The sequence below is a fragment of the Chryseobacterium fluminis genome (assembly GCF_026314945.1).
Classification (GTDB): domain Bacteria; phylum Bacteroidota; class Bacteroidia; order Flavobacteriales; family Weeksellaceae; genus Chryseobacterium; species Chryseobacterium fluminis.
The window spans coordinates 3,592,648-3,610,876 of record NZ_CP111121.1 but is presented as its reverse complement, the minus strand read 5'-3'; the positions used below and the strand labels follow the sequence as shown (position 1 = coordinate 3,610,876).

Below are 18,229 nucleotides of genomic sequence, written 5' to 3'. Positions count from 1 at the left end.
AATAATAAAAAATATGTCTCAGATTGCGATAAATACTTCACAAAATGTAAATATTAATTTCACCATTGCCGGTGTTGGAGAAAGAATGCTTGCCTTTATTATCGATCTTCTGATCAAGGTGGCTTACGGAGTGTCGGTATTTTATATTTTCTTTAATGTATTGAACTTAGAATATATTTTAAATGGACTGGATCAATGGTCTGTAAGGGCGGTCTATATCATTCTGCTTTTTCCGGTTTTCATTTATCCCGTCGTTCTGGAAAGCTTAATGGAAGGGCAGACTCCCGGAAAAAAGGTGATGAAAATAAGGGTGGTAAAGATCGACGGCTACCAGGCAAATTTTGGTGATTATCTTGTCCGCTGGTTTTTCAGATTGATCGATACTTCTTTTGCAGGAGTGATCGGTTTGATTTCCATGATTGTTTCAAAAAACAATCAGCGTCTGGGAGATATCGCTTCGGGCACGGCCGTCATTTCTTTAAAAAACAGTATTGACATTTCGCATACCATTTTAGAAAATATTAAAGAAGATTATATTCCTTCTTTTCCGCAGGTTATAGCTTTAAGTGATAATGATATGAGGATTATCAAAGAAAATTATACCAAAGCTTTGCAACAGGATGACAGGCAGGTCATCACTAAACTTTCTGATAAAATTAAAAGCATTTTAAAACTGGAAGTTGATGCAACAAAAATAACTGAAAGACAATTTATCGGAACCGTTATCAAGGATTATAATTATTACACAGGAAAAGATCACTAGCTTTTGAGGCTTAGCTGAAAGGGAGCCGATAGAGCTCATACTCATTATATTTTTCTTAGTCTATTCACGTAAGATTTACAAAATTAATACTCCGAAAACAGGCTCCTTCATTCAGAACCAGGTGAAAATTTTCCTGTAAGTAAAAATACAAGCGGTGCGGTTTTTGTATTTTACTGAGGATTAAAACTTAATTATGAGATTCGAAAACAATCAGTCAGGAAACGGTGGTGTCATTACTCTGAATAATGAAATTAAAGAAATCGGCAGATTAACCTATACAGTCTTTCCGGAAGATCATAAATTTATCATTTCATTTGTTTTGGTTCATCCTGAATTTGAAGGTCGCGGTATGGGTAAATATCTGGTGGAAGAAGCTATTAAATTTGCCCGGGAAAATAACTGGAAAGTATATCCGCACTGCTCATATGCCAGAGCGGTAATGAATAGGATGAATGATGTAGAAGATGTCTTCCTAAAAAATTAATACTTCATTGATTAAAATATCCTCAATGTTATCGGGGTAGTTTACTTTCAGTTGAAAATCAGAAGCTACCCACTCTTCTATTTCTTCCAATTTCAGAATTTTGGAATTGGGTATTCCCATCTTATCCAGTGCGCAGGCATTACATTCCTGCTCGTACTGATGGTGTATGGGAATAACAAATAATTTCTTATCCATGAAAAGGGCTTCCGCCGGGCTCTCAAATCCTGCATTGCAGAGAACACCGTCACAGTTTTCAAAAGATTTTAAATATTCAGTTTCGCCTATTGGAAATATTTCGACATTTTGATCCCTGAACTGTAATGTACTGTGCTTGGAAAATATTTTCCATTCCACAGGAATCTGTTTTAGAATTTTAATAATATTAGCGTCAGAAAAGCTTGGGAGATAAACCAGATAAAACCCTTTTTTATCCGGATTGAGATTTCGGATTTTTCTTCTGATCACCGGTTTTTTGATCTGCGGATGGTAACTTTCAAAGTGAAACCCTATTTTTCTGTCACTCGGAACATAATATTTTAGCACGAGTTCTCCAAAAACGTCTTTTTTTTCAGGTTTCGGCGTTTCTTTAAATAACATTGCTGCCTGATGGCTTAACTCAATCATCGGATACTTCTTCCATTTACAGGCCCATCCCGTTATTGGCTCATAGTCATTAATGATCAGATCATATTGTGATAGTTCGATTTCCCTGATCGTTTTGAAAGCCTGATAGAAATTATTATCAATAAGTGTTTTCCGATAGGATAAACCGCCTGTTTTGTTATAAAGCAGGGAAATACCTTTATGTTGAAAATTAACGTCAAAATCGGCTTTTAACTGCGATTGATGTCCACTGATCAACGTATCGACGGATGCATGCTTTTTAAGAATGGGAACGATTTCCTGAGCTCTTGCCACATGTCCGTTTCCGGTTCCCTGGAATGCGTATAAGATTTTCATTCTGTAAAATTGGTTACTAATTTTAAAAGTGCTGAATGATCGATATCCTGAATCTCTTCGGTTTCATTGTCCTTCAGGATGTGTTTATGCTCGTCATAATAAAAAACAGTCCATTCTTTATGATGATATTCTAATGCTGAAAGATTTTCGATCCAGTCCCCGGAATTCAGATAGGTACATGATCCTTTTCTGTTCGTGACCTGGCGGATCTGCGGCTGGTGAATATGTCCGCAAATAACGTAATCATAGTGATTGTCAATTGCCAGTTCAGAAGCCGTCAGCTCAAAGTCACCAATGTACTTAACCGCTTTTTTGACGTTGTTTTTAATTTTTTTTGAAAATGAATATTTTTCCTTACCCATTTTCTCCAGAAACCAGTTAACCATATTATTGATTACAATGAGAAGATCATAGCCTTTTCCTCCGAGCTTAGCGATCCATTTGGAATGCTGAACAGAGGCGTCGAAAACATCACCGTGAAAAATCCAGGTTTTTTTATGGTCAATATCCAGACAGATTTTATTGCAGACTTTAAGGTTACCCAGTTCGAAATCGGTGAACTTCCGGAACATCTCATCATGGTTCCCGGTAATATAGTAGACATCTGTATTTTTTGTAGCAAAGGAAAGGATCTTCTTGATCACTTCCAGATGGGGTTTAGGAAAGTAAGACTTTTTGAACTGCCAGATATCAATAATATCTCCATTCAAAACTAAAGTTTTGGGCTGAATAGAATTGAGGTATCTCAGTAATTCTTTAGCCTTACATCCATAAGTTCCCAGATGAACATCCGATATGACAACCAATTCAATATTTCTTTTCATAGTTTTATGCAAAGAAAGTACTTGAAAGTTAACTGTATATGAATGTTATATTATTTTTATAAAGAGTTCATCAGCTCTTCCGTGATTTCCATATTATGGTAGACATTCTGAACATCATCATCATCTTCGAAACGCTCAAGCATTTTCATATTTGCTTTAAACTGATCTGCATTTACCTCTTTTGAATTATTAGGAATTCTCTGAAGTTCTGCACTTTTCGCTTCGATTTTAAGCTCATCTAACTTATGGGACAGGGATCCGAAATCTTCAAAAGCCGTTGTAATCATTACTTCCTCTTCATCTTTTTCTACATCTTCTGCGCCTCCGTCTATCATTTCCATTTCAAAGTCGTCCCAGTCCATTTTAATTTGTGCTAAATCGATGGTAAAGATTCCTTTTCTGTCGAAGATAAAAGCCAGTTCACCGTTTTTCCCGAGGTTTCCGTCAAACTTATTAAAGATCGCTCTTACATTGGCAACGGTACGCGTTGGGTTGTTTGTCGTACATTCCACAAAAAATGCGACACCTCCCTGGCCGTAACCTTCATAGGTAATCTCTTCATAATTTTCCGCATCAGCACCACCCGCCTTCTTGATCGCTCTTTCTACGTTATCTTTCGGCATATTGGCACCCTTAGCATTCTGGATGCATCTTCTCAGAGCCGGATTTGCTTCCGGGTCTGTACCACCCGCTTTTACAGCGAGGGCAATGTCTTTACCTATCTTAGAAAAGGTTTTAGCCATTTTATCCCATCTGGCCATTTTAGAAGCTTTTCTATATTCAAATGCTCTTCCCATTTTATTTTTTTATTTCAACAAAATTAATCAAAAAGTCTTCAAAAAAAAATACCCCCAAAAAAATTGGAGGTATTTATTATTTAGAAAAATTAATTATTTTCTTTTTTTAGCCGGAGCTTTTTTCTTAACTGCTTTTTTAGCAGCAGGCTTAGCTACAGTCATGTCATTTTTCTTGTAAGTTTCCCACTCAGAACCTGAGATTGCTCTTACGATAACTTTTCTGTCAACTTGTCTTTCAGCATCAGAAGCTTTTGCAGGAACAGTTGCTTCCTGAGAACCGATACCGATAGACTTAAGCGTGTTAGGGTTGATACCTCTAGCTTCTAAAGCACCTACTACAGCAGCAGCTCTTTGTCTTGATAAGTTCAAGTTATAAGCAGCAGAACCTTTAGCATCGGTCATACCTACTACTAAGAAGTTAGTTTCTTCTGCTTCTTTAATAATTTGAGCAGCAGTATCTAGTTTACCGTTTGATTCCGCTTTGATTGTAGCTTTGTTGAAATCAAATAAGATATCTTTTAATGTTTTGTTAACAACTTCTACGTCTGGTTTTCTTGGAGGAGGACATCCGTTGTACTCAGGTACACCTGGAACTGTAGGACAAGCATCATCTTTATCTAAGATACCATCACCGTCTGTATCAGGCCAAGGACAACCGTTGTTTTCAGCAGGACCTGCTACTGTAGGACAAGCATCATCTTTGTCGATAATACCGTCACCATCTGTATCTGGCCAAGGACAACCGTTGTTTTCAACCGGACCAGCTACGTCTGGACATTGATCGTCTTTATCTGGAACTCCATCACCATCTGTATCAGGACATCCCTGGAATTCTGGTAAACCTGGTGTATCAGGACATAAATCGTCTTTATCTAAAATACCATCCTTATCTCTGTCTCTGTTTCCGAATCTGAAGTTCAATGAAGCAGAAGCTTGCCAGAAGTTAGCGATTGTAGATTTATCACCCGGCGTAGATACGTAATCTCCCTGTACTCCTAAACCGAAGTTTTTAGTTAACCAGAAGTTTACACCAGCACCGGTAGACACTGTAAAGTAATTGGCTTTACCATTTTCATTACCTTCTTCTCCATTCGGAACATTTTCAATAACGTTTCCATTATCGTAACTGTCTCTAGGGAAAGTAAGTGAAGTATAGTCATGTCTCAAGTAGTTTGCACCAACTCTCAAGTATGGATCGAACCAAGATTCTTCATTCCATAAAATACCAGCTGCTTTAACTTGTAAACCAAGACCTGTCATTAAGAAGAACTCTTTACCCATGTTGAATCTTTTGTTTTCAACATTTCCTACTGTAGTCTGCCAGTCAACAACGAAACCTTTAGCAACGTTTCTTGCAACGGTTAACTTAGATAATGGAGGTGTAATAGAGAAATTGTTCATATTGAACATGCTCTTCGTTAAATTTTTAGCAGAGAACGTATTACTGAAGCTATTACGGGCTGCTACATGGTTTTCGGCATGAGCACCAACTCCGATCATCCACGGATTGTTGGTAGTCTGTGCGAAAACAGTAGAGGCAACAGTAAGCGCCAATGCTGAAATTCCTAATTTTAGATTTTTCATAGAATTAAATGATTAAATAATTGATAATGCAAAATAAATATAATTTTTCTTTATATACAAAGTTTTTCAAATGATTTTTAACTTTTCTTTAATATTCTGTCCAGGTTACGTTTGCTTTCCCTATCTTTGATGCTCTCCCTTTTATCGAAAAGCTTTTTTCCCCTTCCCAGGGCGATTAACACTTTAGCTTTGCCCCTGTCATTGATATATAATTTTAAGGGTATAATCGTATTACCGGCATCTTTTAATTTCTTTTCAAGTTTCTGCAACTCTTTTTTGTGCAACAGCAATTTCCGTTCCCTTTTTGTTTTATGATTATAAAATGTCCCCAATTTATATTCGTCGATCATCATATTAATAATGTATAGTTCCCCATCAATAAACTGACAGAAAGCTTCCGTAATAGATGCTTTCGAAGAGCGTAAAGATTTTATTTCTGTACCGGTAAGAACCATACCAGCCTCTGTCTCTTCGATAATTTCGTATTCGAATCTGGCTCTCCTGTTAAATATATTAACTGTTTTTTCAATCTTCATTTTAAAATTTCTTTAATGAAATATATAAAAAATACCCCATATTTAAAAACTTGAGTATGACATTATTACGAAATACCCAAATTCTTTTCGTATTTTTGCGCCAAATTTACAAAACTATATGTTAACAGTATCTAACTTATCTTTACAATTCGGGAAAAGAGTTCTTTTTGACGAGGTAAATATTATGTTTACCAAAGGAAACTGCTACGGTATCATCGGAGCAAATGGTGCAGGAAAGTCTACATTCCTTAAAATATTAACAGGAAAACAGGACCCGACTACAGGACACGTATCTTTGGAACCTGGAAAAAGAATGTCAGTTCTTGAGCAGGACCATTTTGCTTACGATCAATTTACTGTTTTGGAGGCTGTTTTAAGAGGTAATAAAAAATTATTCGAGATAAAAGAGGAAATGGATGCGTTGTACGCAAAAGAAGATTTCTCTGATGAGGATGGTATTAAAGCTGGTGAATTAGGCGTTATCTATGACGAAATGGGAGGCTGGACTGCAGAACCGGATGCACAGACGATGCTTTCAAACGTCGGGATTAAAGATGATATGCACTGGCAGATGATGAGTGAGCTTGAGAATAAAGATAAAGTAAAGGTTCTTTTGGCTCAGGCGCTTTTCGGAAATCCTGATGTTCTGATCCTGGATGAACCTACCAATGACCTTGATATCGATACGATTTCATGGTTAGAAGATTTCCTGGCTGATTACGAAAACACCGTTATCGTGGTTTCTCACGACCGTCACTTCCTGGATACGGTTTGTACCCATATCGGAGATTTGGATTATGCTAAACTTAACCTCTATACAGGGAACTACTCTTTCTGGTACCAGGCTTCACAGCTGGCGACAAGACAAAGAGCCCAGGCTAATAAAAAAGCAGAAGAAAAGAAAAAGGAGCTTCAGGATTTTATCGCCAGATTCAGTTCTAACGTTGCAAAGGCAAAACAGGCGACTGCGAGAAAAAAAATGATCGATAAATTAAACATCGATGATATCAAGCCGTCTTCGAGAAGATATCCTGCCATTATTTTTGAAATGGAAAGGGAAGCGGGAGACCAGATTCTGGATGTGAAAGGTCTTGAAAAAACAAAAGACGGAGAATTACTATTCTCAAACATCGATCTAAACCTTAAGAAAGGCGATAAAGTTGCTGTTTTGTCTAAAAACTCATTAGCGATTACAGAATTTTTCGAAATCTTAGCCGGAAACGTTCAGGCAGATAAAGGAACCGTTGCATGGGGAGTTACGACCAACCAGTCCCACATGCCTCTTGACAACACCAATTTCTTCCAGGAAGACCTGAGCTTAGTAGACTGGCTGAGACAGTTTACCAAAAATGATGAAGAACGTCATGAAGAATTCGTAAGAGGATTCTTAGGAAGAATGCTTTTCTCGGGAGATGAAGCGTTGAAATCCTGTAAAGTACTTTCAGGAGGTGAAAAAATGAGATGTATGTTCAGCAGAATGATGCTTCAGAAAGCCAATGTTCTTTTACTGGATGAGCCTACCAACCACTTAGACCTTGAAAGTATCACGACCTTGAACAACTCTTTGTCCAACTTCAAAGGAAATCTGTTACTGGCTTCTCATGACCACGAGATGCTTTCTACCGTGTGTAACAGAATCATCGAATTGACACCGACAGGAATCATCGACAGAGAAATGACTTACGATGATTATCTTGCAGATAAAAAAGTGAAAGAATTGAGAGAAAAAATGTATTCTTAATCTTTAACTGATCATCAAAAATAAAGAAAGCCATTCAGAATTGTCTGAATGGCTTTCTTTATTCCTATAATTTAGATCGAATGATCCGTATCTATGGCTTATTTTGTAAGTTTCGTTTTCGGTATAGTGACTGTTCCAGGATCCTTCCATAAACCGTCTTTCTCTGCTCTTTTTTTAATGGCCTGAGCTCGTTTTTCGCTATCAGGATGAGAATTGAACATCTTCTGAAAGCCCGTCTGTACACTTCCTTCGGAAAGGAGCGCCAGTTTTTTGAAAGCTGTATAGGCCCCTACTACATTATACTTATTCGCTTTCATAAAGTCATATGAGTACGTGTCGGCCTGAGATTCCTGCTTTTTACTGTGAGAGGCATCCAGGAAAGCATTGGCCATCTTTCCGACCTGGCTGTCGTTCAGGGTAGCGACGGTACTCGACGCTGAAGAGGCAGCATCCAGTGCAGCAGCCTTCAGATAAGCCGATTTCATAGCATCCTTGGTATCCTGGTTTTTAACGTGACCGATTTCATGACCGATAACGGCTAACAATTCATCATCGGTCATGATATCCATTAATGATGAAAAAACCCTTACACTTCCATCAGCACAGGCAAATGCATTGATATCTTTTACCAGATACACCTTATAGTTAAGATTCAGCCCGTCCTGGCTTTTGTGTTTTCCGAAAAGTTTATTGAGTCTGATTGTATACGGATCTTTGGGACCGGCCACTTTATTGTTGTTATCCATCCATTCTACGGATTCTTTAGATAAAGTGATGGCATCTGCGTTGGTAAAAGTTAAGGCTTTAGCTCCATTTGAAACTATTCCTGCGGCTTTACCCAGATTTATTTTCTGTGCATTCGCAGCATGTACTGCCCCGATAATCATCAGGCACATGGTGATTTTTTTCATAATCATTAATTTGAATTTGGACGGCGAAGATAATTATTTTTTTAACAATTTTAAAATTAAAACTTAAGCTTTAATGATTTCAAATGCTATTTTTTTTCCCTATTTTTGTGAAATGAGTCAAAAATGGATTTACAAGCCTGAACCCGATGAGGAAATTGTAGACAGATTAAGTTCGTCTCTTGGTTTTGGAACTTTCGAATCTAAACTCCTCGTTCTGAGAGGAATTGACAATTATCAAAAGGCGAGAGAGTTTTTCAAACCCAATCTTACAGATATACACAATCCATTTTTAATGGCCGACATGCAAAAAGCCGTAGAGCGTATTGCGACCGCCATAGAAAATGGAGAAAAAATACTGGTATACGGAGATTACGATGTAGACGGAACTACAGCTGTAGCTTTGATGTACTTATACCTCAGCAAAATTGTTGAGAAAAAATACCTGGATTATTATATTCCGGACAGAAATTCCGAAGGATATGGAATTTCAACAGAAGGAATTGACTTTGCTAAAGAAAACGGCTTTTCACTGATCATCGCTCTGGATTGCGGGATCAAAGCATTGGATATGATCAGTTATGCCCAGAGCCTGGCCATTGATTTTATCATCTGTGACCACCATTTACCCGGAGATGAGATTCCCAATGCCGTGGCTGTTCTAGATCCCAAGAGAAGGGACTGCAGATATCCGTTTAAGGAGCTTTCCGGATGCGGGGTGGGATTCAAACTTTGCCAGGGTCTAAATACAATCTACAAACTTCCGGAAGCGGAGTTGTTTGAATTAACCGATCTTCTTGCCATTTCTATTGCAGCCGACATTGTATCAATGACCGGCGAAAACAGGGTTCTGGCCAAAATGGGATTAAAAATTCTCAGAAAGACCAGGAATCTGGGATTGAGATTACTGATTCCCGAAGATAAGCTTTCTCACTTTGAAATTTCGAATATCGTTTTTGAAATCGCCCCGAAGATCAATGCTGCAGGAAGAATTTCCCACGGTAAAGCAGCTGTTGAACTTATGGTTTCCGATAACCTGAAGCATGCTCATCAGATTGTAAACGATATTATGAATCTAAATGATGAAAGGCGTGAACTGGATATGAATTCTACGCTTTCCGCATTGAATCAGATCATTGAGTCACAGCAGGAGACCAAATATTCTACCATCGTTTATCATCCGGAATGGAATAAAGGTGTGATCGGAATTGTGGCTTCCAGGTTAATCGAAACGTATTATAAACCTACTTTGGTCTTCACAGACGGAAATAATGGGGAAATGGTTGCTTCGGCAAGATCCGTTTCAGATTTTGACGTTCATGAGGCTCTTGATTTATGTTCTGAGTATTTTCTGAAATTCGGAGGACATCACGCAGCAGCCGGACTTTCTATGGAAAAGGATAAATTTGAAGCGTTTAAGGAAAAATTTGAGAGAATTGTTTCTGAAAAACTTAAGGAGCATCAAAAAGAACCTTCCATTACGATCGATTCGGAGATTCAGGCGGACGATATCAATAGGGAGTTTATTAATTTCCACAGAAAACTGGCCCCTTTCGGACCTCACAATATGAAACCTATTCTGGCTCTGACGAATCAGAAGCTTTCGGGCTATATCAAAACGATGGGGAAAGACAATAATCATCTTAAATTTTATATCCGCCAGGAGGCTACCGGGAGAAATATTGAGTGTGTAGGTTTTAAACTGGGACAGTTTGCAGAAGATTTTAAGAATAAAAATTTTGATCTTGTTTTTACGCTTGAAGAGAATCACTGGAAAGGAAATGTGACGCATTACCTCAATATTAAAGATGTCAAATTCAGAGATTAAGAAAATAAGCGTTATGAAAAAAACAGGTTTGTTTTTCGGTTCTTTTAATCCTATTCATATCGGACATCTGATTCTTGCAAATTATATTCTTGAAAATTCTGATATGGAAGAGTTATGGTTTGTGGTAAGTCCTCAAAATCCTTTTAAGGACAAGAAATCTTTACTCAAAGATCATAACAGACTGGATATGGTGCAGCTTGCTGTGAAAAACTATCCGCAGATGCGTGCTTCTAATGCAGAATTCGCACTTCCTCAACCCAGTTATACTATTGATACCCTTACCTATCTTCATGAGAAGTACCCGGACTATTCTTTCAGTTTAATCATGGGGGAAGACAATCTTGAAGGACTTCACAGGTGGAAGAATTCTGATACCTTAATTAAAAACCATCATATTATCGTATATCCGAGAATTTTTGAAGGTAAAAAAACGGATTCCGAGTATCTGCAGCATGATCATATTTCATTGGTTAAAGCTCCGGTGATCGAGCTTTCTGCGACGGAAATCCGGAACATGATCAAAGAGGGTAAAAATGTAAGACCGATGCTCCCGCCTGAGGTATTTGAATATTTGGACGGAAGCAGCTTTTATAAGTAATTTTGTACAACCAGAAATCAGGGACCGGCAGTTAATCATCCTACTGTTATCCCAACCTTTCAACTCAACCATTATGAATTTCATCGAACAATTTTTCTCCAGATATCCACAGGAAAAACTTATTAAATGGTTTAAGCAGATCTGTCTTGCGGAAGCACTTTCGTGCATGCTTTTATACGGAGTTGCCATGATCTGGATCCGATATGATGAAAATCTGTATTCGATCATATTTATCAGCGTGATCGGAAGTCTGCACGGTCTTTTTTTCACCCTTTATCTTTTGCTATGCCTTCCGGCCCGAAAAATCTATAAGTGGGATGATGAAGATTTTGTTTTCGCACTATTGTCTGCTTTTTTTCCTTTTGCGACGATCTGGGTCGATAAGAAACTGGCCCGTTTCGACAGAGAATAAAAATTATTTTTAACAAAATTTAAATCTTACTGTAATGCAATTGCCATTACAGTTGTCTTATTATGTAAGAAAACCAAAGTATTTAGATTTTAAGCTAAAATTTTACATACTGAAAATCAGTCATTTAAAATAAACTATAAAATATTTTAAGTACTTTGTATTGCAAGATACTGTTTTAATTATATATCTTTGCAATGTTAAATAATAACAAATACAAGCTATTATAATTAAAACTCTCTAAAACTCTACAACATGAAAACGCCTATTCTCATCGCAGCTCTATTTTTCAGCGGACTGACTTTCGCTCAGGAAAAAAAATCCGACTCTGTAAAAACACAGAATATTGAGGGAGTTACTTTAACCAAACAGATTTTCAAAAAACAAAGTGACCGTTTTGTGTATGATGTTGCGGCTTCACCGGTGACCAAAGGAAATACAACGTTCGATATTTTAAAACAGACCCCACTGCTGTCTTCTACAGATGATAAAACATTAAAAATTGCCGGGAAGAACAATGCTCTGATTTATATTAATGGCAGAAAAAGCAATATGGATGCAGAGTCTCTGGTTCAGTTCCTGAAAAATACACCTGCCGAAAATATCCAGAAAATTGAGGTGATCACGGTTCCAGGCAGTGAATTCCAGGTGGAGTCTTCAGACGGCATCATCAATATTGTACTGAAGAAAAAAATGAGCGACGGCACAAGCGGAAATATGAGAATGTCTAACAGCCAGAATAAATTCAACTCCAGCAATGCCAGCTTCTCCGTAAATTACAGAAAAGATAAATTAGGAATCAGTGCCAATCTCAGCGGTGGTGAAAACATACAGCCTCAGAGTTATGTTCTGAAAAACGGGACAGATCTGGTAAAGAATGAATCTGTAGGAGACATTGATGATCCTAATAAAAATCTCGGAGGCTATTTAAATATTGATTATCAATTAAATGACAAAAGTAATTTAGCTTTATCCTGGAATTCGTGGGCTAATAAAAGTTATGATTCAACAATTAATTTATTTAATACTCTGACAGAATATAACACAGACGGAAGCTTGAAAAGCACAACGTACACAAAAACTCAAAATAAAGAAGATGCCCGAAATTACAATAACTCCGTTAATTTAAACTATGAAATAAAACTCGACTCTTTAGGAAGTAAACTGAATGCGAATGCAGCTTATCTGAATTACAGAAGATTTCAGTATTCTGATAACAGAACTTTAGTACCCGGAATGTCTAATGATTATTCCACCATTGGAAAACAGATCATTCAGAATATTCCTCAGGTGATCAATAATTTTTCAGGAACGTTAGATTACATCCAGAAATTTAAAAATGATTTCACCGTTTCTGTCGGTGGTAATTATAATAAAACCAAAACAGATAACGACACTAAAAACGATACAACTGTTTTTACAGATAAGGACCAGAATCTTCTGCCAACTCCTGTAAATTCTGAAGCACCCAATCATTTTGTTTACGATGAAAATATTTACGGTGCTTATGTTACGCTTGAAAAGAAATTTTCAGATAAATTTTCAGGAAAAGCAGGAGCACGATATGAAATCACCAATAGCCTGGGAACGTCCGACAATTCTTCTCCTGATTATAGCAGAATTGAAAGAAATTACAATAATCTGCTTCCCTATTTAAGCTTAAACTATGCGATCAATGACAAAAACAACCTTTCCTATTCATTCTCAAGCAGAATGAGAAGACCGAGCTTCTGGGAACTTAACCCGGTGAGAAACTATATTTCAGAATATAACTACACTCAAAATAATCCTTTTGTAAAAGCATTCTCTACGTATAATCAGGAATTAACCTATATGTACAAGAACTCCTACTTTCTTATTTTGAATCACTCGTATGTAAAAGACCAGATCACTCAGGTTCCGTTGCAAGGGTATGTGAAATCTCTGGATGGTAAGATCAGTGAGCAAAATATGCTGAGGTACATCAGAACGAATTTCGGAGATAAACAAGAGATGTCTGCCATGCTGGGAATTCAGAAAACATTATTCAAACAATATTTGACCCTTAATTTCAACGCCGGAATCCAACATAATATTAACAACGGAACGCTGGCTGTAGATCCTACAACAGGAGATACTTTTGTGGATATCGACGGAAAAGAGCTCGTATACACCAACAAAGTAAAATCTACCAGCGTAGTTATTACCAGCAATAATACGTTACGTCTGGATAAAAAGAAAACATGGTTTCTGGGGGTAAATTTTTTCTATGTAGACAAGCAACAGATCGAATTGGGAATGCTGAAAGACCTGATGAGCCTCGACCTGAGCATCAAGAAAAACTGGAACGACTGGACATTTGCCGTTAATGTAAATGATGTTTTAAGAACCAATGTGGTAGAAATTGAAGACTACCAGGATAACGGAAACTACAATTATATCAAGAACGATATGTACAGAAGAAACCTTACGGTAAGTATTACGTACAATTTCGGGAATCAGAAAGTGAAAAAAGTCAGAGATATCGACGCGGCATCAGATGCCATCAAAAACAGAACAAGGTAAGGACACAATCATTCTTCATTCATATAAATTATTTTGTACACCAGCTCACCGATTTACCGGTGAGTTTTTTATCTTTATTCCTATGAAAAAAAGTTTAATCATATTTTGGGGTTCTGTCATCTTCATGCTTCTCTATCAGTGTAAAGACAAAACCATTCATCTGGGAAAAGAGATTTCTTATACCAGTCAGGAAGACCTTCACTATGGTAATGATACCGAACAGGTGCTGGATCTTTATATGCCGAAAAATAAGCCGAAAGAACAACAGGATGTTTTCCTTATCATTCATGGCGGTGGCTGGCGCGGAGGTAATAAATCGCAGCTTACGTATTTCACCTTGTCTCTTATGCAGAAATTTCCTAATGCTATTTTTGCCAATATGAATTACAGACTGGCCTCAGCCTCCCGTTTCGCTCTTCCCAATCAGACCGATGATATCCATAAGGCGATCTTATTCCTGGAAAAAAGACTCGATTATAAGCCAAGATTTATTTTGCTCGGCAACAGTGCCGGCGGACATTTATCCATGTTTTATGCTTATCACTCGGACAAGAAGAAGAAAGTAAAAGCGGTGATTAATATTGTAGGGCCTGCAGATTTATCAGATGCGGGATTTAAAAACTATGATGACTATTCCTTTCTGGAAAAGCATCTTATAGATCCTGAAACCGTTCAGCCTGATGTTTCATTAATGACTTTCGGAAGCCCTATCCACTGGATTCGTCCTACGTCTGCTCCTACTCTTTCTTATTACGGAACGCAGGATGCTGTGGTTCCTGATTCACAGGGAGAAATTCTGGATTCGGTATTGAAAAAGAACCATGTTTATCATGAGCTTTATAAATTCGATGGTGACCATGTAGGATGGGCAAAAGAACCACATGATGATTTCCTGATTGAGAAAATAGCCGGATTTCTGAAAAAGATCGGCCCAAAAAAACGCTCTGAAAATTTCAAAGCGTTATAATATTATAGATTCGTTTAGTAGCCCAGCCTTTTCTTTACCTCCAGTCCGGTGACATTAAGGGTCATAAGACATTTTTCGAATTTTGCAGTGCTGGTAAGATCCCAGAACGGAAGTAAAACAATAACTGAAACATCTGTCTTCGGATCATAGGTCATTAAAGAAAGGTATCCTTCCGTAGCGCCATTATGCCCGTATCCTATTCCAGGAAAGTTAGAACATCCTAACGCATACTGGGAGGTCGTTGCCAGGCCTTTGCTCGTACGCATCAGTTCTGCAGTGGAAGCATACAAGACATTCTCCCCTTTCATCAGCGTTCTGATATATTCCGTAAGGGTAACCATGGTTCCTATTCCGTTGCCTTCTGCGATATGGGCACTTGCATTTTTCTTATCGGTGACCTCACCATGATCAGCATATTTTATTAATCCTTTGATATATGGGGCAGGCAACTGGTTGTCAGTAGCAAGTTCAGGAAACCTGATAGGCAACGGCTTTTTTGATGACGGCCCTACGATGTGGTCATACATATAATTACCATATGTTTTTGCTGAGTTTGTTTTCTGCGAATAGATTCTTGCAACAATTTCTCCCAGGATAGAAAATCCGGTATTGGAATAATGATAGACCGTATTGGGAGCCCCATAGGTGAGGTTATGATCAGTCAGAAGCTTTACATATTCTGAAGTGGTAAACTGATGATCCGGAGAAGTTTCCAGCATATGGTCCGTATAAGTTTCGCCTCCCACGTTATATTGTGAAATATCATTACTTAAATCATAAATTCCTGCGTTATGCTGTAAAATCTGACGAATGGTGATCTGATTTTTATGGGGGAAATTCCAGTCTGGCCCGTCCGGAGTATATGGGACTGCTGTTCCGGGAATATTGCCCGTGATTTTATCATCCAGATTAAGCCATCCGTCCTGCATCATTTTCAAGATTGCCGCAGAGGTAAAATTTTTAGTGTTGCTGGCAAAGCGGAAATACATATCAGGCGTTACGGCGGAACCATTTGTACCTTTTACGGTGCTGAAATAGGTTCCTTTCGGAGACACAACATAAACACTTAATGACGGAACATCTGTGTTCAGGTCTTTCTGCAGATTCTCATGAATATTTTTTACCGCCGTATCCAGTTCCTCCTGATCGTTTTTTTCGTCTTCGTTATCGCTGCAACCCAATGCAACAGCAAGCCATAGGGGTAAGAAAAAGAGTTTAAGTATTTTCATAGTTTATTAATTTATTTTAAAGCAAATTTCGGCTTTTTTTATAAATATTCAATCTAAAGAATACATTTGCCTGATATAGATTCTGATGAAACAGGTACTAAGCGGGTATAACAAAACCCTTAAAATTTTTAAGGGTTTAATTTTAACATTACGAGCTATAGGTTATTCTGCTTTAAAGATCTCGGTTTGTTCCGAGACTCCATTGGCATTAAAGGCTTCAATCCGGAAATAGTAGGAATCTGTTCTGTCTGCTCCGGTAAAGAAATATTCATTTTTACCATACACCATCATGCTTCCGTATAATTTATCCGGAGATTTTCCCCAATAGATCACATACCCGTCTGCCTCAGAATTTTGCTGCCATTTCATCCAGATGCTTCTTCTTTCCCCATATTTTTTAGGATCAGCTCTTAACGGAACAAAATTCTGCACTTTCGGGGGAACCGCTCCCTGCCCTTTTCCGAATACCCTGAATCCGCTTAAAGCAAATTTCCCGGTTGGCATTTTTAGATTTTCCATTTTCAGAAATCTCGCTTTGGCAGGCTTTTCAAGCTCCACGTAATCATGAGGAACATCTTTTGTATTTTTACTTTTATCTACGATAACCGTCCATTTTTTACCATCATCGGATCCGAAAATTTTATACTGATGCATCTTGCCCAACGTCTTGCCCATAAATTCTGCATCCTGATCTGCATAATTGATCTGAATGGCGTTAATGGTAGAAACTTCTCCTAAATCGGTCTGAAACCACTCGCCCGCGTTTCCTGTTTTTGCACTCCAGTACGTTTTAATATCTTCATCCACCGCTAAATTGGGCTGATATCCTCCCAGCGTTGATGAAACCTGAACCGGCTTATTGTAATTCAGCAACATCCAGCCGGCGAACAAGCCTTTTGAAAAATCTTTACCCTGAGCATATTGAGGAAGAAAGGTAGGATAGTCGCCATACGCTGTATTGGTATACATCACATCGTCTTTATCGAATCCTGCAGGCCAGATTCCCAGCCTCCGTTCGAAGTTATTTTTGGTGGAAATAAAAATCGTGGAAATATGCCACCAGTTTTTATACTTATCTTCAAATGTAGCGCCGTGGCCTGCTCCTCTTGCAAATCCTCCGGGCTTATAGGAAAAAGGATTGTGCTGCTGATATTCGAAACCTTCCAAGGGATTATTGCTCACATATACGCCATCCGAATATCCGCTGAATTCCGTAGCCGGTGCACCGTACTGCATATAATATTTCCCGTTGTGCTTCGTCATCCAGGCTCCTTCTACGAAAGGCTGCAGAAAAACGTTATCATTGTACTCTCCGAATCTTTCCCAACCGTGATCTTCGGGCTTTAACCGTAAAATAGGCTTTACAAAACCTTCGGACTGCAATGTTTTTACTTTTACTTCTGTTCCCAGCAAAGGCCATTCGTTGCTTGAGCCCCAATAGAGGTACAGTTTGTTTTTATCTTCATCATAATGAAAGGCAGGATCCCAGGCTCCCACTTTTAAAGTATCGACTGCAATATGCCAGTCATTTTCTGTCGGGTTGGTACTTTTCCAGATCGGAAAATCCTGCTCCCAGGTTGAGCCGAATACATACAGCGTATCTTTCATCGCCCAGACCGCAGGCGCATTGAGGTCATGCTGATATTTGTTATCTCTGAGGAATTTCCTTTTCACAAATTTCCAGTCCAGCATATCGTCACTGTACCAGTACCCTTCCTGGTTGGTTGAAAAAAGGAATAATTTGTTTTTAAAGTTAACGATTACCGGATCTGCGGTAGCCCGGTGTTTTCCCTGGGTTGAAAAATTTTTAAACGGGGTATATCCGTAATCGATATTAATGGGATTACAAAATGTCTTCTGCTGCGCATTTACAGACATTGCCATCCATAGGACGAATAAGAAAAAGTACTTCTGCATCTTCATATTTTTTACATTAATGACAAATTTACTTAAGTTTTTTCGGTTTTCTCCAAATAAAGCCGTCTAATAGGTAATGCGTTAACTGGGGTACAACTAATAATGGAATTAAAAACTGAAACCAATTTTCAGAGACCCGT

16 protein-coding genes are annotated in these 18,229 nt (G+C 38.1%); 8 read left to right on the top strand and 8 right to left on the bottom strand.

The window, feature by feature from the left end; all coding sequences use genetic code 11:
* Positions 1-13 precede the first annotated feature (13 nt).
* Both ODZ84_RS16570 and ODZ84_RS16565 read left to right on the top strand, forming a co-directional pair.
* The gene (locus ODZ84_RS16570; protein WP_266173511.1) at positions 14-763 is read left to right on the top strand and encodes an RDD family protein; all 750 of its coding nucleotides are present in this window, start codon (positions 14-16) and stop codon (positions 761-763) included.
* 193 nt (positions 764-956) lie between these two features.
* Entirely contained in the window at positions 957-1,247 is a 291-nt protein-coding gene (locus ODZ84_RS16565) for a GNAT family N-acetyltransferase (RefSeq protein ID WP_266173510.1), read from the top strand.
* Here ODZ84_RS16565 and ODZ84_RS16560 read toward each other — a convergent pair.
* The 5 genes from ODZ84_RS16560 to smpB all read right to left on the bottom strand — a co-directional run bounded on the left by ODZ84_RS16560 (position 1,236) and on the right by smpB (position 5,948).
* Positions 1,236-2,207, bottom strand: a complete 972-nt coding sequence (locus tag ODZ84_RS16560; protein WP_266173509.1) for a glycosyltransferase family protein — start codon at positions 2,205-2,207, stop codon at positions 1,236-1,238. The two genes, ODZ84_RS16565 and ODZ84_RS16560, sit on opposite strands and share 12 nt — an antisense overlap.
* Positions 2,204-3,031, bottom strand: a complete 828-nt coding sequence (locus ODZ84_RS16555) for a UDP-2,3-diacylglucosamine diphosphatase (protein WP_266173508.1) — start codon at positions 3,029-3,031, stop codon at positions 2,204-2,206. The genes ODZ84_RS16560 and ODZ84_RS16555 overlap by 4 nt, the downstream gene beginning before the upstream one ends.
* Before the next feature lie 56 nt (positions 3,032-3,087).
* Positions 3,088-3,828 carry a YebC/PmpR family DNA-binding transcriptional regulator gene (locus tag ODZ84_RS16550; protein WP_266173507.1) on the bottom strand — a complete coding sequence of 247 codons (741 nt, stop codon included), beginning with the start codon at positions 3,826-3,828 and terminating at the stop codon, positions 3,088-3,090.
* A 93-nt stretch (positions 3,829-3,921) separates the two neighbouring features.
* Positions 3,922-5,412 (bottom strand): OmpA family protein, encoded by a 1,491-nt coding sequence (locus tag ODZ84_RS16545; protein WP_266173506.1) that lies wholly within the window; start codon positions 5,410-5,412, stop codon positions 3,922-3,924.
* 77 nt (positions 5,413-5,489) lie between these two features.
* Positions 5,490-5,948, bottom strand: a complete 459-nt coding sequence (smpB, locus tag ODZ84_RS16540; RefSeq protein WP_266173505.1) for an SsrA-binding protein SmpB — start codon at positions 5,946-5,948, stop codon at positions 5,490-5,492.
* A gap of 118 nt (positions 5,949-6,066) precedes the next feature.
* On the opposite strand from smpB, the gene ODZ84_RS16535 reads away from it, so the two are divergent.
* Complete coding sequence (locus tag ODZ84_RS16535) at positions 6,067-7,689, top strand: ABC-F family ATP-binding cassette domain-containing protein (RefSeq protein ID WP_266173504.1); 1,623 nt, start codon at positions 6,067-6,069, stop codon at positions 7,687-7,689.
* 98 nt (positions 7,690-7,787) lie between these two features.
* On the opposite strand, the gene ODZ84_RS16530 is transcribed toward ODZ84_RS16535, so the two are convergent.
* The gene (locus ODZ84_RS16530; RefSeq protein WP_266173503.1) at positions 7,788-8,600 is read right to left on the bottom strand and encodes a M48 family metallopeptidase; all 813 of its coding nucleotides are present in this window, start codon (positions 8,598-8,600) and stop codon (positions 7,788-7,790) included.
* A 112-nt stretch (positions 8,601-8,712) separates the two neighbouring features.
* On the opposite strand from ODZ84_RS16530, the gene recJ reads away from it, so the two are divergent.
* From recJ to ODZ84_RS16505, 5 genes are all read left to right on the top strand, one after another.
* Positions 8,713-10,425 carry a single-stranded-DNA-specific exonuclease RecJ gene (recJ, locus tag ODZ84_RS16525; RefSeq protein WP_266173502.1) on the top strand — a complete coding sequence of 571 codons (1,713 nt, stop codon included), beginning with the start codon at positions 8,713-8,715 and terminating at the stop codon, positions 10,423-10,425.
* 13 nt (positions 10,426-10,438) lie between these two features.
* A complete protein-coding gene (gene nadD / locus ODZ84_RS16520; RefSeq protein WP_266173501.1) occupies positions 10,439-11,023 on the top strand; it encodes a nicotinate (nicotinamide) nucleotide adenylyltransferase in 585 nt (194 codons plus the stop codon).
* 73 nt (positions 11,024-11,096) lie between these two features.
* Positions 11,097-11,435 carry a DUF3817 domain-containing protein gene (locus ODZ84_RS16515; protein ID WP_266173500.1) on the top strand — a complete coding sequence of 113 codons (339 nt, stop codon included), beginning with the start codon at positions 11,097-11,099 and terminating at the stop codon, positions 11,433-11,435.
* A 252-nt stretch (positions 11,436-11,687) separates the two neighbouring features.
* Entirely contained in the window at positions 11,688-13,976 is a 2,289-nt protein-coding gene (locus tag ODZ84_RS16510; RefSeq protein WP_266173499.1) for a TonB-dependent receptor domain-containing protein, read from the top strand.
* Positions 13,977-14,058: 82 nt separating this feature from the next.
* Positions 14,059-14,943, top strand: a complete 885-nt coding sequence (locus tag ODZ84_RS16505) for an alpha/beta hydrolase (RefSeq protein ID WP_266173498.1) — start codon at positions 14,059-14,061, stop codon at positions 14,941-14,943.
* Between the two features lie 14 nt (positions 14,944-14,957).
* Here the strand turns inward: ODZ84_RS16505 and ODZ84_RS16500 are convergent, their stop codons facing one another.
* Both ODZ84_RS16500 and ODZ84_RS16495 read right to left on the bottom strand, forming a co-directional pair.
* On the bottom strand, positions 14,958-16,172 hold the full coding sequence (locus ODZ84_RS16500) for a serine hydrolase domain-containing protein (protein WP_266173497.1): 1,215 nt from the start codon (positions 16,170-16,172) through the stop codon (positions 14,958-14,960).
* Positions 16,173-16,334: 162 nt separating this feature from the next.
* A complete protein-coding gene (locus tag ODZ84_RS16495) occupies positions 16,335-18,089 on the bottom strand; it encodes a discoidin domain-containing protein (protein ID WP_266173496.1) in 1,755 nt (584 codons plus the stop codon).
* Between the last annotated feature and the right edge of the window lie 140 nt (positions 18,090-18,229).

Excerpts from the sequence above, each read along its gene's own strand:
- ODZ84_RS16535 (WP_266173504.1), top strand. The coding sequence starts at position 6,067 with ATGTTAACAGTATCTAACTTATCTTTACAATTCGGGAAAAGAGTTCTT.
- ODZ84_RS16515 (WP_266173500.1), top strand. The coding sequence starts at position 11,097 with ATGAATTTCATCGAACAATTTTTCTCCAGATATCCACAGGAAAAACTT.
- nadD (WP_266173501.1), top strand. The coding sequence starts at position 10,439 with ATGAAAAAAACAGGTTTGTTTTTCGGTTCTTTTAATCCTATTCATATC.
- smpB (WP_266173505.1), bottom strand. The coding sequence starts at position 5,948 with ATGAAGATTGAAAAAACAGTTAATATATTTAACAGGAGAGCCAGATTC.
- ODZ84_RS16560 (WP_266173509.1), bottom strand. The coding sequence starts at position 2,207 with ATGAAAATCTTATACGCATTCCAGGGAACCGGAAACGGACATGTGGCA.
- ODZ84_RS16495 (WP_266173496.1), bottom strand. The coding sequence starts at position 18,089 with ATGCAGAAGTACTTTTTCTTATTCGTCCTATGGATGGCAATGTCTGTA.
- ODZ84_RS16510 (WP_266173499.1), top strand. The coding sequence starts at position 11,688 with ATGAAAACGCCTATTCTCATCGCAGCTCTATTTTTCAGCGGACTGACT.
- ODZ84_RS16500 (WP_266173497.1), bottom strand. The coding sequence starts at position 16,172 with ATGAAAATACTTAAACTCTTTTTCTTACCCCTATGGCTTGCTGTTGCA.
- ODZ84_RS16545 (WP_266173506.1), bottom strand. The coding sequence starts at position 5,412 with ATGAAAAATCTAAAATTAGGAATTTCAGCATTGGCGCTTACTGTTGCC.
- ODZ84_RS16550 (WP_266173507.1), bottom strand. The coding sequence starts at position 3,828 with ATGGGAAGAGCATTTGAATATAGAAAAGCTTCTAAAATGGCCAGATGG.
- recJ (WP_266173502.1), top strand. The coding sequence starts at position 8,713 with ATGAGTCAAAAATGGATTTACAAGCCTGAACCCGATGAGGAAATTGTA.
- ODZ84_RS16530 (WP_266173503.1), bottom strand. The coding sequence starts at position 8,600 with ATGAAAAAAATCACCATGTGCCTGATGATTATCGGGGCAGTACATGCT.
- ODZ84_RS16570 (WP_266173511.1), top strand. The coding sequence starts at position 14 with ATGTCTCAGATTGCGATAAATACTTCACAAAATGTAAATATTAATTTC.
- ODZ84_RS16555 (WP_266173508.1), bottom strand. The coding sequence starts at position 3,031 with ATGAAAAGAAATATTGAATTGGTTGTCATATCGGATGTTCATCTGGGA.
- ODZ84_RS16565 (WP_266173510.1), top strand. The coding sequence starts at position 957 with ATGAGATTCGAAAACAATCAGTCAGGAAACGGTGGTGTCATTACTCTG.
- ODZ84_RS16505 (WP_266173498.1), top strand. The coding sequence starts at position 14,059 with ATGAAAAAAAGTTTAATCATATTTTGGGGTTCTGTCATCTTCATGCTT.